The 12,899-nt window shown below is 38.9% G+C and carries 12 protein-coding genes and 1 tRNA gene; 5 read left to right on the forward strand and 8 right to left on the reverse strand.

Annotated elements, in window-relative coordinates:
• Positions 1-148: 148 nt before the first annotated feature.
• From CRO21_RS04750 to CRO21_RS04760, 3 genes are all read right to left on the reverse strand, one after another.
• On the reverse strand, positions 149-382 hold the full coding sequence (locus tag CRO21_RS04750; RefSeq protein WP_097078201.1) for a hypothetical protein: 234 nt from the start codon (positions 380-382) through the stop codon (positions 149-151).
• A 112-nt stretch (positions 383-494) separates the two neighbouring features.
• A complete protein-coding gene (locus CRO21_RS04755; protein ID WP_097078202.1) occupies positions 495-2,549 on the reverse strand; it encodes a TonB-dependent copper receptor in 2,055 nt (684 codons plus the stop codon).
• A 68-nt stretch (positions 2,550-2,617) separates the two neighbouring features.
• On the reverse strand, positions 2,618-3,052 hold the full coding sequence (locus CRO21_RS04760) for a DUF2946 family protein (RefSeq protein WP_097078203.1): 435 nt from the start codon (positions 3,050-3,052) through the stop codon (positions 2,618-2,620).
• Positions 3,053-3,277: 225 nt separating this feature from the next.
• Between CRO21_RS04760 and sohB the strand changes: the two genes are divergently transcribed.
• On the forward strand, positions 3,278-4,240 hold the full coding sequence (gene sohB, locus CRO21_RS04765; protein WP_097078204.1) for a protease SohB: 963 nt from the start codon (positions 3,278-3,280) through the stop codon (positions 4,238-4,240).
• 212 nt (positions 4,241-4,452) lie between these two features.
• Entirely contained in the window at positions 4,453-4,953 is a 501-nt protein-coding gene (locus CRO21_RS04770) for a hypothetical protein (protein ID WP_097078205.1), read from the forward strand.
• 246 nt (positions 4,954-5,199) lie between these two features.
• Here CRO21_RS04770 and CRO21_RS04775 read toward each other — a convergent pair whose 3' ends face one another.
• On the reverse strand, positions 5,200-6,036 hold the full coding sequence (locus CRO21_RS04775) for an alpha/beta fold hydrolase (RefSeq protein ID WP_171293988.1): 837 nt from the start codon (positions 6,034-6,036) through the stop codon (positions 5,200-5,202).
• 208 nt (positions 6,037-6,244) lie between these two features.
• Here CRO21_RS04775 and CRO21_RS04780 point away from each other — a divergent pair, with 208 nt between their 5' ends.
• The gene (locus CRO21_RS04780; RefSeq protein ID WP_097078207.1) at positions 6,245-9,001 is read left to right on the forward strand and encodes a M16 family metallopeptidase; all 2,757 of its coding nucleotides are present in this window, start codon (positions 6,245-6,247) and stop codon (positions 8,999-9,001) included.
• Positions 9,002-9,057: 56 nt separating this feature from the next.
• Here CRO21_RS04780 and CRO21_RS04785 read toward each other — a convergent pair whose 3' ends face one another.
• Complete coding sequence (locus tag CRO21_RS04785) at positions 9,058-9,447, reverse strand: DUF3144 domain-containing protein (RefSeq protein ID WP_097078208.1); 390 nt, start codon at positions 9,445-9,447, stop codon at positions 9,058-9,060.
• A gap of 364 nt (positions 9,448-9,811) precedes the next feature.
• Between CRO21_RS04785 and CRO21_RS04790 the strand changes: the two genes are divergently transcribed.
• Positions 9,812-9,888: transfer RNA gene (locus CRO21_RS04790), tRNA-Ile, on the forward strand.
• Between the two features lie 70 nt (positions 9,889-9,958).
• On the opposite strand, the gene CRO21_RS04795 is transcribed toward CRO21_RS04790, so the two are convergent.
• On the reverse strand, positions 9,959-10,819 hold the full coding sequence (locus CRO21_RS04795; RefSeq protein ID WP_097078209.1) for a LysR family transcriptional regulator: 861 nt from the start codon (positions 10,817-10,819) through the stop codon (positions 9,959-9,961).
• A 108-nt stretch (positions 10,820-10,927) separates the two neighbouring features.
• Between CRO21_RS04795 and CRO21_RS04800 the strand changes: the two genes are divergently transcribed.
• The gene (locus CRO21_RS04800; RefSeq protein WP_097078210.1) at positions 10,928-11,695 is read left to right on the forward strand and encodes a sulfite exporter TauE/SafE family protein; all 768 of its coding nucleotides are present in this window, start codon (positions 10,928-10,930) and stop codon (positions 11,693-11,695) included.
• A gap of 150 nt (positions 11,696-11,845) precedes the next feature.
• Here the strand turns inward: CRO21_RS04800 and CRO21_RS04805 are convergent, their stop codons facing one another.
• Together CRO21_RS04805 and CRO21_RS04810 are read right to left on the reverse strand one after the other, a co-directional pair.
• Positions 11,846-12,535 (reverse strand): DUF799 domain-containing protein, encoded by a 690-nt coding sequence (locus CRO21_RS04805; RefSeq protein WP_097078211.1) that lies wholly within the window; start codon positions 12,533-12,535, stop codon positions 11,846-11,848.
• On the reverse strand, positions 12,532-12,894 hold the full coding sequence (locus CRO21_RS04810; protein ID WP_097078212.1) for a DUF4810 domain-containing protein: 363 nt from the start codon (positions 12,892-12,894) through the stop codon (positions 12,532-12,534). Before CRO21_RS04810 ends, CRO21_RS04805 begins: the two co-directional genes overlap by 4 nt.
• Positions 12,895-12,899: the final 5 nt, after the last annotated feature.

A 12,899-nucleotide genomic window follows, 5' to 3' on the forward strand; every position in this document is an offset into this window, starting at 1 on the left:
GATTCTGTGATAAACGGAATCCAGCTTTTTTTATCATAAAAAATTAACAAGTTCTATGAAAATACAATTGATTAAAGCGCTACTTGATGAATCAGCGCTTTAATAATTTGGTTTTTATCAGTACAGTCAAATTTAAAGCAATAATGATTTAATGGTTATGCTCTGATGATGCAGAATGTGCATTGGTATTCTGTTGCTGAGCAGTATCTTGCTGCGGCATCTGCATTTCCTGCTGTTTTTTGCGCTGTTGACTTGGCATATAATCTGGTTCATTACTAATGGCAAGATACAGGATCGCCATAAAAATTGAGCCAAGTACACAGGCAATAATCACGCCTTTCCATCCAAATATTGATTTTGAGGCGAGGTTTTCGTTACTCATATCTTTCACCTAAAGTATAAATCCTGAAATGTGAATCTAAGTTATTAAAAAATCTAGGCGGATTGTGGCATGCTTAGCCCATCCACCCAAACGTTATGTGTTAAGCCTTTTGTTAAAATTTCATACTGAGGCGTGTCCAGTAATTACGTCCAATGCTATTGAACTGTTCCTCACTGGCATAGCCAAAACCCGCATTACCAGCTTTATTCAGGTGTTCTGCATAGGTTTTATTCAATACATTATCGATGCCGACGGATAAATCAACGGAGGAATTTAAACGATAGGAACCATTGAATGACAGCGTGCTAAAACTTTTACTTGTCGCCAGATCATAACCGACAATATTACCCTGATGGTAGGCAATCCTGTTTTGTTTGGCAACTGCGCGTAAATATGCACCAAGACTATAACGATCTGTAACGTATCTTAGATTAAAGCGACCTTCCAGTGGGGCAATCTGTGCTAATGCACCATGATCGGTGCGATTCTCACCCCAAGCATAAGCAAGATTGGCATCTGTCACAATGTGGTCAGTAAATTGATAGCTGAATCCTGCTTCTAAACCTGCAATGGTCGCATCAATATTTTTGGCGCCGGCACTGATGCCATGGCTCATTGACCCCATACTATGCTGATGATAACTCATCAAGATGTAGTCCTGTATTACACCGATATAACTAGATGCCCAAGTACGTAATGCACCTTGCTCATATTGTATTCCAAGATCAAGTTGGGTGGTTTTTTCTGGATTTATACCATTAAAAGTATTACTCGAACCTGCGTTGCCATGTACGGGGCTAAATAACTCCCAGTAATCGGGCATACGTTCTACATAGCCAATTCCCACATAGCTTTTCAGTGTTGCATCCGAATTTTCACTTTCTAGACGAATGAAGCCGCTAGGCAGTGTTTTTTCAAGTCTGGTATTGTAGCCACTGGTTTTGGATGCTTCGCGTAGATCCTTCACTTCTACATGATCGGCACGAATGCCTGTGACCAGTTGGTATTGTGGATGCAATGGATAACTTATTTCGCTAAATATGCCATAGGATTGAAATTGCATATCTTTGCTACGTGCTTGATCTACATAGCGATTGTACATAGCACTTCGCTTTGCGTGTTGATTGTACTGATGATCCACACCTGACTTGATGGTGAGATCATACCAGTCATATGTACCGGCAATCCGAGCATTCAGCGTTTTACGGGACACATTCGTTGCCATTGGCATAGACATACCGCCAGATGGTGTAAATTCACGTAAGCTAAAGTTATCCATGACATGATCATTAAAACTATAATCAACTTGCGCTTCGAGCTTCTTGAAATGCTCGCTTACGTTTTCCTGTGTATAGGCAAGACCAATACTTTCACGGGCAAACTTGGCACCATCCATACTGCGTCCGGCATATTCTGCTTTGCCATCGGATTTTCCGGCTTTAAGTTCGATCTGGGTGTCGGTATTCGGTGTCCATCCCAGTACCAAATCCGCATTCCATTTTTCCCATGACGATGGTACGGTTTTTCCATTGCCACCTTGATAACTATTTGATTTAGATCGGTTGGCATTTAAACGAGTATAAAAGTCATCATTTCCCACAGCGGCTTCTACATTATGGTCCAGCCGTCCAAATGAGCCGACCACGACACTGGCTTGTCCCTGATAGGGTTTATCCGCATCAAAATTGGGTGCATCACGTTCAAACATCACCGTTGCCGCCGATCCTGTATTGGCATAAGCCACAGTTTGTGGTCCTTTAATGACGGTAATACGATCATAACTTTCAGGAGAAATATAAGAGGTGGGTGCATCCATTCGACTTGGACAGGCGCCTAGATTTTCACTGCCATCGGTCAAGACTTTTATTCTGGAACCAAACAATCCCCGAAAGGTAATATCACCATTTGTCCCGCCACTATTAATCGTATTAAAACCTGCAATACTTTTGAGATATGCTGCACCGTCACTGGCAGGAATCGGCTGAATCGGTTGTTTGGGATCGGCATGAATGATTAAGCCATTGGCATCTGTATGTTCATTCTGTGCTGTGACCACAATAGGTGCAAGCTGTAGGGTGTGCTGTTCAGCATGTACAACACTAATGGTTGAACTGCATGCAAGTGTAATTGCAGCCGTAAGCGGTTGTAATCTAAAAAAATAAGACATGATTGTACTCAAACATAAATTAAACGGGATTAAAAGTTGAAAGCTTTTAATCAAAAATAGGTTTAAATTTATGCAAATACAGGTGGGGCACGCCCTTGTGGCAGGAGAAATAGACGTTGTAAGGCAAAATAAACATGTGCCAGTGTACGTTTAAAAAACAATAAACGAACTTGGATACGTTCCAGAACTTCTTTTATCCCAAGTTCAGGCGGTAAAACCAGATTGGCATAGACGGTACAATACTGACATTGGTGATGAATATCATGATGATGACTGTCATGTACATTGGAAGACGTGCCAAGTTGATGTTGTGAATGGTCATCGAGACTGGCATGATGTGATGAATGTTGCTGACTATGTTGTTGGTCAATCGATAGGGCGTGCGAGATCGTTTCACAGATGGGTGAAATCTGAAACTGCGCAGGTAGCAATGGCTGTAAAAAAACAGCAATTTGCAAAAATACTGCAAAGAATCCAAGCAGTATGCCACTACGATAAAACAAATAACGCACTCAAAACAAAACTTTGCACTACTATAACATAGACTTGAATTTTTTAAATGGGCAATAATTTTCGCTTAAATGCAATGATTTTTATGGCAACAATGGCTACGATGAATAAAATTTTGAGAGGCTCATAAATAAATTGCATAAATCGAGTTGAATTTTAATGCCAATACCCTCATGTTAGTGAAATTGGTTCTCACTAAATACTGGAATAAAAACTATATGCTATTTCATTTACCGAAATTCCCTGCCGAACTACGCATCGTTCATCTTAACAGTCGGGTCGAGCAACAACGTCGTCGAATTGCGCAAAGTACCATGGGTCGAATTGAGCAATTGCAATTTGCTGCACAATTAAAAAAAGAGGCTGTATTACGTAAAAAGCATAATAAAAAAATCTTTGTGTTGGACTTTAAAGGTGATATTCAAGCCAGTGCAGTCGAGCAGTTACGTGAAGAAATCACCATGATTTTGGCCACGGCAAAAGCAGGTAAGGATCGTATTGTGTTGCGTTTGGAAAGTCCGGGCGGTGTGGTACATGGCTATGGCTTGGCTGCGGCACAATTGGTTCGTCTACGTGATGCCGGTTTTCATCTCACCATTTGCGTGGATAAAGTTGCAGCCAGTGGCGGTTATATGATGGCTTGTATTGCCAGTGAAATCGTGGCTGCACCTTTTGCAATTTTGGGTTCAATTGGTGTGGTGGCACAATTGCCAAACTTTAACAAACTATTAAGACAACATAATATTGATTATGAAGTTTTTACTGCGGGTGAATACAAACGCACCGTGACAGTTTTTGGCGAAAACTCGGAAGAGGGCAAAGCTAAATTTGAACAAGAATTGCAACAAACCCATCAATTATTCAAGCACTTTGTCGAGAACTATCGTCCGCAATTAAATGTCAGTGATGTTGCAACGGGTGAACACTGGTATGGTGAAGATGCTTTGAAGCTAAAACTGGTGGATAAATTACAAACTTCGGATGCTTATTTGCTGGAACATCTGGCACAACACGATATTTATGTGATTAATACGCGGAAAAAACCGACTTTAGGTGAAAAATTGGGTTTGCAGGCAGCGCAAATGGCGCAATCCGTATTACCTGTGGTGGTTGAAGCTGCACGTGAGAGTTTAATGAAACTGTCTCAAAGAAGCATAGAATTGCGTGATCCAAAGCTTTAAATATCTGTGTAGTAAAAAAATCAGTCATTTAGGCTGATTTTTTTATGTCTGCTAAATGGTCATATCTGTTTTTTGTATTTCACTGCAATTGAGGAGAAATCCATATTCACAAGCGCTATTGTGCCGAATTGCTAACAGACCTGAATAAAAGATTAGAAAGCGAAGGCAACTCTCGTTACAATACCGTCATCTTCAAAAATATAGAGCGATCCATGTTGGTTATTTTCTTAAAAGATGGTCAGAAAACAATTGAGTTCACCGATTTTCCGGGTGAAGATCCGATTAAATTCATGATGAATTTTAAGAAAATATTTCCTTCTATTTTTGATTTATTACTGCCGGTTTTACCCGAAGATGAAACACGTCTGGATGAGGTGACATGGGAAAGTAATGCGAAAAATTTTGGACTCTTTAAACGGTTGATGCAGGAATGGGCAACGGTTGAGATTCGTTTGGCAGCTTTAAGCAAGTATAAAAATCAGGAGTTTGCCAATCAATTGGTAAAACAGGCACAGCAGGCGCGGAAGAAATTCCAGCATGCCCAGCCTCGATTAAATCTATTATATGCCGATTATGTATTTTTACAGGCCATTCATAGCTTGCTGGATGCAGAATTGGTTGAACTGGGTGCAAGTTTTTATGTGCCGGTTTTACGCAAGAATTGGCAGGCGGATATTCCGCCTGAGGTATTAAATGCGAGCGTGGATGCATAACCTAAAAGATTTTGACAGTAAAAATTAATAAAGCCAATCAACAGTGAGTGTTGATTGGCTGGTTTTATAGTCTTAATGCTGTATTGTCTACAATCTCTCAGTTGCATGGGTTCTCGTCAAGATGTCCCTTGTTGTCATTTCAAATAAGCAAATTATTGTTATCAAGTCTTTGTATGACTCAATATAGCTCAGGTTTCTTACAAAGAGATGAAAATCGATTAAATATCGGCTTGTATGCTTATTTTTTTAAGCATTGATATTGGTTAGGAATTGTGAAATTTTTGATACTGCAATTTCAGGTGCTTTTAACCAGACACTATGCGGATTACCTTTAATGTCGGGTGTTAACTTGATTTGTTCAACATGCGGATAATGGTATAGATCGGCAAGCGCAGTCATTGAAGTCATAGGTGCCCATTGATCATCTTGTATGTGTAGAAAAAGATTAGCTGCATTACTTTTATCATAGACCGGTAAAATATGATGGTAATTACCACGAATTACTGTGCTGGCAAAATCGTTGATTAAACCCTTGGCTTCCCGTTTGCCAAAACCAATTTTATCCCCGGGTAAGTAGCCAAGTGTATTGACCAATAAACAAAAAGTATAGGCGGTTGCCAGCATTTTATAACGTGCTTTGCCTTGCCAGTGTTTATAAAAAACATTCCCTGTGGCAATACCGACCACATGACATGGATGGTGTTGAGCATAGAGTGTCGCAATGTGCGCGCCCAGACTATGACCGATAAATGTGGGGGTATTAAATGTTGGAAATTGACTGGCATTATTAACTAATGCAGGGATAAATTGTTCAATTAAATCTGCATAGCCATAAGAATGTTGGCGATCTACCTTGGGTAAATTTTTGCCATAACCGGGATAGTCTGCGGTGATAATTGCAATGTTAGCCTGATTTAATTGATGTATAAATTTTTGATATTTATCAATGGTGATACCAATCGCTGGCAAAAGAATGGCAATATGTTGGGCATCCTGCTCGGGAAAATAGTGTTGAATCTCAACATTAAATATATGATTGAGCTTAAATGTGCTTGGCATGGTTTTTCCTTTTACATTTGTCACGATGGGAAAATCCTTGATACAAAATTAGAGTAATTATTCTAATTTATGTGAAGTTGGCTATTCTGTCAATTTTGAACCCGATGAATGGTTGATTTTTCATATTAATTTTGCAAAAAATAACGCAACATATTTTCTAACAATGAATAATAGTCCACAATCTTAAGCTCTTTAAGTAAATATAAGTTTTATTTTTTATATTGGACAAATTATGTTACGACGTACAAAAAAATTAGTTTTAGCATTGTGTGTGGTTGCGGTCAGCAGTTACAGTTTTGCTGAACCAGTTTTAATTAAATCTGAACAAGACATTTATGAATATCAATTAGATAATGGTTTTCGGGTGGTATTGGCCCCCAATCAAAAAGAAAATAAAGTATTTATCAATACCATCTATTTCACTGGCTCTTTAAATGATCCGCAAGGCAAAGGTGGTTTGGCACATTTGCTTGAACACTTGGCATTTAAAGGGACAGAAAATATCAAGGATGAAGAATTTCAACGGCGACTGGATCAATATACTTTAAGCAATAATGCCAGTACCAGTTATTACACCACGCAATATACCAATATCGTGCGTCCGGACAAAAATGCTTTGGCAGAAATGATGCTGCTTGAAGCGGAACGTATGGATAAACTCGTATTACAGGAAAAATTTGTACCCAGCGAAATCGAAATTGTACGTCGTGAACGTGAGATTCGACTGGATCAACCATTTGCGGTGATGATGGATCAAATGTGGAAAGCCGCTTATGGCAATCAATCTCTAGGACGGTTACCTATCGGTGATCTGGACGAATTAAAATCAATTCAAATGCCTGAGTTGCAAACATTTTATCGGCAATATTATGCACCGAATAATGCGGTGATGGTGGTTGCCGGCAAATTTGATATACAGCAAACATTAAAAGAAATTGATCAAAATTTTTCTAGCATTCAAGCCCGTACTTTAGCACCGTCCGCAAAAGTACCGATACTTGAACCAGCCCAGATCAAGCCGCGTGATTTTGTCGTAAAAAAGGGCAGTGATCTGGCGAAATTCCATATTTATATTAATGGCAAAGATCAGACCATACAACCTGCATTGTCGATCATTCCTTATTTATATAGCATGGAACCGAGTGGTTATCTTTATCAGAATATGGTGCAAAACGGCATCAGTACCGGTGTGATGTCAACCACATGGCTAGATCAAAATTTTAATCTGGTGTTTTTAGGGGCAGTATATTCGCCGACTCAAGATGCCAAAACAGTAGAAAGTAGTTTGACCCAACAGGTTGAAAATACAGCTCCTTTTTCTGAAAGTGATCTCAGTCGTATTAAAAGCATTGCTAAAAATAGTCAAAAAAATATGATGAGCAGTTCGGTTGCTGTTGGTACTACTTTAAGTACTTATCTTGCCAATCAACAGACTTGGGGACAATTTTTTAAAGATCAGCAAGCAGTTCAGGATTTAAAAATTGAGCAAGTCAATCAGGTGCTCAAAAGCTTTTTGGTCGACAAACATCGTATCAATGGTGATATCCAGCCGACACCGGAAGATCAGAAACAGGCACAGCAGCAATTGACTGAGCAAAGTAAAACACTGGATCAGCAGCAGGTACAACCACAACCCTTGAAAGATCCAAAGGTCTATGAACAGGAAGTCATTAACTTTGTTAAACAATCTGCTCAACTTCTAGGGAAAACTGAGCAAAAAATTCAGCGTGGTCAATTTTCCAACGGGATGAAATATGCATTATTTCCAACCTCAACTCGAGATGATCGGGTATATGCCACAATTAACTTAAATTTCGGTGATGAAAAATCATTATTTAATCAGACCCAAATTATTGATCTTGCTTCATATTTGATTTTACGGGGTTCAGAAAAACAAACGTTTCAAGACATTACCGATAAGTCTATTGCACTTGACGGTAGTGCATCGGTCAATAGCGGTCTAAATAGTCTGAAAATTAATATTAGTGCTCCTAAGGAAAATTTTGCACAATATTTTAATTACATTGTTGATGTCTTAAAGCATCCGAGCTTTGATCAAAAAGAATTTGATCTGATCAAAAACCAGTCTTTGCAAAGTCTGGATCGTCCATATACCGAACCTGAAGTGGTTGCCGGTTTAACGCTGTCCCGTATAACCGAGCGATATCCGGCAGGGGATTTACGCTATCATTTTGAACCCGAATTTGCAAAAAAGCAGATTGAGCAAGCGACAAATCAGCAAGTCAAAGATTTTTATCAAAAATATTTTGCCATGAATCATGCACAAGTGGCTGTAACAGGTGAGTTTAATGCCAAGCAGATGCAGCGATTATTGAAAAAATCTTTTGCATACTGGAATTCAAAACAACCCTATGCACCTGTCTTAGATCAATATCAGCGTTATCCGGCGCAAACTCAGCATGTTTTGGCAGAACAGCGTGAATTTGGTAATTACCAGAGTGTTCTGACTTTGCCTGTGGGGGTATATCATCATGATGCCTCAGCATTGATTGTATTTAGTCATATTCTAGGTCATTCACAGTTATCTTCTCGTTTGGCTCAGGAATTACGTGAGAAAAATGCATTAGTCTATGGTTTTGCGAGTCGTTTGAATCTGGATGATGAAACAAATGTTGGTGCATTAACAATCAGTGCTAATTACACATCTGGTCGTTCTAGTCAGGTCAGTCAATCTGTGCATCAGGTTTTAAAGGATTTGCTGCAACGCGGAGTTACCGAACAAGAACTTGAAGCCGCAAAAGCCGATATTATGAAGCAACGTGCGACGATGCTGGAAGATGACCGTAATATCCATCGTATTTTGACCAATCAGCTTCAACAGGATAAAACTATGGCAAGCCGTGCCCAACGTGATTTAGCCATCACACGATTAACAGTGACTAATGTGAATGATGCGATTAAAAAATATATCAAGCCGGAACAGTTTGTCGAAGTTATGGCGGATCAATATGGCCAACAAATAAAATAATAATTGGTTAAAGATATATTTAGAGCTAAAAAACGCCTCGGAATGAGGCGTTTTGTTTAATGGTCGTGATCATGCTTGTGGGTATGAAAATCTTCCATTTTCCGAAAACGCAGATAATTATCGAATTGTTCGCAGTATTCATCATAATTATCTTCAAGCATGGCCTGAAATTGCTGCACCAGATAAGCCATGACCTGATCTTTGGCATCCTGCATTTCTTTACCATCCTTAAATGTATTGGCACTGACCCAAGTATTAAAACGCGCTGCTGCAAATAACATGGCAGAACTGACTTGACCACGACGTTCGCCAGGTTCAACGGTTTCCCCTGATTTGAGATGACAAAATTCATTGGCAAGTTTTATAAATTGATCGGCACGATCAAAAAATGCTGCATTTAATGCTTCTTCTTCTGTTACATCGGTGGCATCAATACGGTTAGACACAGGCTAAACTCTCAACATTTAAAAACGGCAATAGTATAACAGGCAAATGCCCGATACCAATATAGATTATAAGGCGCGAGAAATGGCAGTAGTAAAATTTTTGACGATTTTTAATGGGTTGGCTGAATATTAAACGGTTGCAGGGGCTTTCGCTATAGGTGTAGTTTGATACTTCTTGTTTTTTAAGATGATCTTGGTTAAGATTGGCACCGCTTCAAAGTTTTGATTTAGCTTCGAACACGCTGTACTTTGTTTGTTGTGTAATAGAATCCAAGCATTGTTTTTATAAGGTACGACGCCTTGCGTTTGTCTTACATAAAATTTAGAAGCGTGCGGTGTATTGCACCACAAGTAAATTTTTATAGGGCCTGTAGCTCAGTCGGTTAGAGCAGTGGACTCATAATCCATTGGTCCCCAGTTCGAGTCTGGGCGGGCCCACCATATTTTTAAAAAGCACTTAGAGAGAATCACTACCAAGTGCTTTTTTTATAATGATAACAATAAGTTATGTTCAGAATGCTTGTTTGAGTAAATCGACAAATGCATCTCTAGCCTGATGTAATCCTGCATTTTTATGCCAGATAAAATAATTTTGTACCGCAGTCAATTCTTCAAAGCTATAGCCCTTTATACTGCCACTCTGTTTAAATTGTTCAAATATACCTCTTGGTACTAATGAGATACCGGCACCGGCGCTGACACAACCCAGAATGGTGCCATAACTGGCAATGCTGGTGATCGGTACCGTGATATGATGTTGAACCAGCCAATGTTCCAGTGCTGTTCGATAGGGACAACCTTCTGGCCACATCAATATATTTTTTCCGATCAAGTCCTGTGGTCGCTGTATTTCTCCCAGTGTAGACGAAGCAATCAACACCAGATCTTCCTGATATATTGCTAGACATTCCAGTTGTGGATGTGCTGGATTGATGGCAATGATTGCGCCATCAAGTTGATGATTAATGACATCATTGACCAATTGTGACCATGTGCCAGTACAAAACTGCATGTGTACCGCTGGGTAGTGTTGATGATAGTCTGATAATAATTTGGGTAATCTTGCCGTTGCGGATGATTCAATCGCTGCAATTTTCAATGGCCCAGAGGGCATTGCGGAAGATTTCAAAGCCTGACGTGCTTGCTCACTCAAAGACAGAATTTGGTTCGCATAATCAAGGAATATTCTGCCAGATGGACTAAGGATCAGACCACGTCCTTGCCTGATAAAAAGTGTCACATTGAGTTCTTCTTCAAGACGTTTTATTCGTGTTGTGATATTTGATGGCACGCAATGCAATATTTCTGAGGCACGGATAATACTGCCTTGGTCAGCAACCATTTTAAACATGCGTAATTGTGAAAGTTCCATACAATGTTCACTTAAACAGAATGATTGACTTAATATAAGTTATTTGTAGTCAGTGATCTAGTATTCTAATCTGCAAGCAATGGTTTTGACTTGGCTAATCAATTAGATATGAATAATGCGCATGTTCTGATGGCTTTAGGTTTTTTTGCATTTTGTGGTGGATTAATTGATGCTGCTGTCGGCGGTGGTGGACTGGTGCAATTGCCTGCACTTTTACATGCTTTACCCCAGACTAGTTTAGCCACTGTTGTAGGAACCCATAAGTTGGCAGTTTTGGCTGGCACAATCTCATCTGCTTTTAGTTATCTCAAAAGAATAAAAATTGTATGGCATCTAATGTTACCGACGATGTTTTCGGCATTTGTCTTTGCCTTTTTGGGTGCGATGTCGATTAGCTTAATCCCCAAGGAATTGATGCAATATCTGGTTTTCTTACTTTTATTGCTCATGGCAAGTTATACCTTCTATAAAAAAGATTTAGGGCAAATACATCGCCATGTGCAATGTGGTCGGAAAGAAATGATATTGGGCATATTTTTTGGCGGCTTAATTGGCTTTTATGATGGTGTTTTTGGACCGGGCAGTGGAAGTTTTCTGCTTTTTCTTTTTGTAAAATGTTTTGGATTTGATTTTTTAAATGCTTCTGCATCAGCAAAATTGGTCAATCTAGGCACATTCAGCGCTTCGTTATTGTTTTTTATTCCATCAGGCCATGTGTTATGGAAGATTGCTGTGATCATGATGTTGTGTAATGTCATCGGTTCATTAACCGGGACATTTCTGGCTTTGCGTTATGGTAGTGCTTTTATTCGAATCTTCTTTCTTATTTTATTGTTGTTTTTAATTGGCAGGATGGGGATTTCTTTGTTTTTCTAATTTAGAAATAGATAAGGTGGAGACCTTTTATAGATCTCTAAATTTTAAAACCAGTAATGCTTTTGACATCACTGGTTTATTAATTAACATGCATGCATTAACTTCAAAACTTTAAGGTTTAAAAATTAAAGCAATGATTGCTGATAATATTTATGGCCTTTCTTGCAGATATTTGGGTGAACGAGGACCATATAACAGTCCAGAACTTTGACGGCTAGATATCGTTGAGTTGGCATTACTTTTATCGTAAGGGGTAAATAACTGATAATTTAATGCATTAGAAAAAGTATGGGCTGAATCATTTAGGCTACTTGATATCTGGTCAATCAATGCACTAGCCAGCATACCGATAAGATTACCTCCACTATTATTTGTCGGTTGTGCTATAGATTGTTTACCTTCCCATAAAACTTGATTAGTTCTTAAGTCAACTAACTTGGCTTCGGCAGCTACACTTGTGACACTTTGGATCAATTGATATTTTGTTCCATATTCAGTGACTTTTATATATAAGGCCGCATCAGCACCAAAAACATCCCTAAGTTTAGTGGTTGGGATAGATTGTGCATCATTTCCATTGGTGACACCATTTTCTTTTAGCATCTTGTCCACAATAGACATTGGGAAAACATAATAACCTGCTTCCGCAACTGGCTGGTCAACAGTTGTCCAGTATCCATATGTTGCTTTGACATCAGGTGTATTATTAATAGGTGGAAGTACCAATATGGATTTTGGCATATTCGCTTTATACGTGGAATAATCATACGTAAGTGGAGCAGTTGCACATCCTGTTAAAACTATTCCAAGTAATATTGTAGAACAGAGCATTTTTTTCATGATTGTGGCTCGCTTAGGCTTTTCTCATTGAGCAAACGATTAATAAGAGTCGTAGACTCTGGATAAACCTGTTTTTCCAACTGAAAATAATTTTCAGCTTTTGAATAATTACCTTCTTCAAGATACATAAGCCCAAGATGAGCATAGAATCCTGGTGGAATTGCCAAATTTTTTGCTTGTGCTTTTTGTATATCTTTTTCCAGAGTATTTATTTGTGCGCTTGGTGATGCTTTTGTAGTATCACTATACATTAAATAAGTTTGGTTCGGATATGAACCCCAATAATACAAAGACTTTGGGGCTGTAGCACAACCAAAAAGCCCGATCATACAGCATAGTGCAAATATTAAATTTTTCATTATTG

Origin of the sequence: Acinetobacter puyangensis (assembly GCF_900096995.1) — a bacterium.
GTDB classification, from domain to species: Bacteria; Pseudomonadota; Gammaproteobacteria; order Pseudomonadales; family Moraxellaceae; genus Acinetobacter; species Acinetobacter puyangensis.

Bases quoted from the DNA above. Each gene is read 5' to 3' on its own strand.
- CRO21_RS04750 (WP_097078201.1), bottom strand. From the start codon at position 382: ATGAGTAACGAAAACCTCGCCTCAAAATCAATATTTGGATGGAAAGGC.
- CRO21_RS04755 (WP_097078202.1), bottom strand. From the start codon at position 2,549: ATGTCTTATTTTTTTAGATTACAACCGCTTACGGCTGCAATTACACTT.
- sohB (WP_097078204.1), top strand. From the start codon at position 3,278: ATGCTATTTCATTTACCGAAATTCCCTGCCGAACTACGCATCGTTCAT.
- CRO21_RS04770 (WP_097078205.1), top strand. From the start codon at position 4,453: ATGTTGGTTATTTTCTTAAAAGATGGTCAGAAAACAATTGAGTTCACC.
- CRO21_RS04780 (WP_097078207.1), top strand. From the start codon at position 6,245: ATGTTACGACGTACAAAAAAATTAGTTTTAGCATTGTGTGTGGTTGCG.
- CRO21_RS04795 (WP_097078209.1), bottom strand. From the start codon at position 10,819: ATGGAACTTTCACAATTACGCATGTTTAAAATGGTTGCTGACCAAGGC.
- CRO21_RS04800 (WP_097078210.1), top strand. From the start codon at position 10,928: ATGAATAATGCGCATGTTCTGATGGCTTTAGGTTTTTTTGCATTTTGT.
- CRO21_RS04805 (WP_097078211.1), bottom strand. From the start codon at position 12,535: ATGAAAAAAATGCTCTGTTCTACAATATTACTTGGAATAGTTTTAACA.
- CRO21_RS04810 (WP_097078212.1), bottom strand. From the start codon at position 12,894: ATGAAAAATTTAATATTTGCACTATGCTGTATGATCGGGCTTTTTGGT.